Origin of the sequence: Streptomyces sp. KR55 (assembly GCF_052245645.1) — a bacterium.
Taxonomy (GTDB): Bacteria; Actinomycetota; Actinomycetes; order Streptomycetales; family Streptomycetaceae; genus Streptomyces; species Streptomyces flavusporus.
The window spans coordinates 1-1298 of the sequence record NZ_JBQQCE010000915.1 but is presented as its reverse complement, the minus strand read 5'-3'; the positions used below and the strand labels follow the sequence as shown (position 1 = coordinate 1298).

Below are 1298 nucleotides of genomic sequence, written 5' to 3'. Positions count from 1 at the left end.
GTCGAAGAGGTTCACGTACTCCTGGGCGCGGTCGAGGAAGTACGCGGACTCCTCCTTGTAGCGCTTCTCGCCGGTCTCCCGGTACAGGGCCCGGCCCATCTGCGCGATGCCGTAGTCGTTGAGGTAGCCCTCCAGCGCCCACGACAGGCCCTCGTGCGTGTCGGTACTGGTGTAGCCGAGGAAGGGTGAGGTCGCCATGCCCTTGCGGCCCACGCCCGACGACGGCGGCACCACCGTCGCGTTCTTCACCGCCGCGTCGTACGCCGCCTTCGCGTCGAAGTCGACGCCCTTGACGTACGCGTCCGCGAAGGCGACGTCCGAGGACGTGCCGGTCATCAGGTCGGCGTACCCCGGCGAGGACCAGCGCGAGGTCCAGCCACCGTCCTTGTACTGCTGCACGAACCCGTCGACCATCTCGCCCGCCTGAGAGGGCGTCAGCAGCGAGTACGCCGGCCAGGTCGTCCGGTAGGTGTCCCAGAAACCGTTGTTGACGTACACCTTGCCGTCCACGATCTTCGCGCCGGTGTGCGTCGGGGTGTCGGGGCCCGGCATCGGCGAGAACGGGGAGGCGTACTGGTACTTCGAGCCGACCTTCTCGAAGCCGGAGTTGGGGTACAGGTACAGCCGGTACAGGCTGGAGTACAGCGTCGTCAGCTGGTCCGGCGTCGCGCCCTCGACCTCGACCTTGCCGAGCAGCCGGTCCCACTGCCGCTGGGCACGGTCCTTGACCTCCTCGAAGGACGTGCCGTCCGGGACCTCCTGGCGCAGGTTGTCCCTGGCCTGGTCGACGCTGATGAGGGAGGTCGCGAGCCGTAGCGTGACGGTTCGGTCGTCGGCCTTGAACCGCAGGTACCCCTTGACCCCGCTCGACGCCCCGTCCGTCACCGGCTTGTCGAACACGCCGTAGACGAAGAGGCGGGTCGCTCCCGTCGACAGCCCGGACTTCACGTCGGAGTAGCCGGTGACGATCCCGTTCTCCTTGTCGAGCGTGAGGCCCGCCTGGTCCGTCACGTTGTCGAAGAGGACGCTCGCGTCGTCGCCGGGGTAGGTGAAGCGGAGCACCGCCGCGTGGTCGGTCGGCGCCATCTCGGCCTTCAGCCCGTTCTCGAACCGTACGCCGTAGTAGTACGGCCGCGCGGTCTCGTTCTCGTGCCGGAAGGCCAGCTCCCGTGCCTCACGGCCGTTGTCCGGGGTTCCGGCGGCGGCGGACGGCATCACCTGGAAGGTCTGCCGGTCACCCATCCAGGGGCTGGGCTCATGGCTGGCGCTGAACGCCTGGATCGTCGGCAGGGTGTCCG

General features: G+C 68.4%; 1 protein-coding gene. It reads right to left on the bottom strand.

Annotation, left to right across the window (positions count from 1 at the left end; genetic code table 11):
* On the bottom strand, positions 1–1298 hold a 1298-nt coding region (locus ACTWQJ_RS51480; RefSeq protein WP_443313215.1), incomplete at both ends, for a glycoside hydrolase domain-containing protein.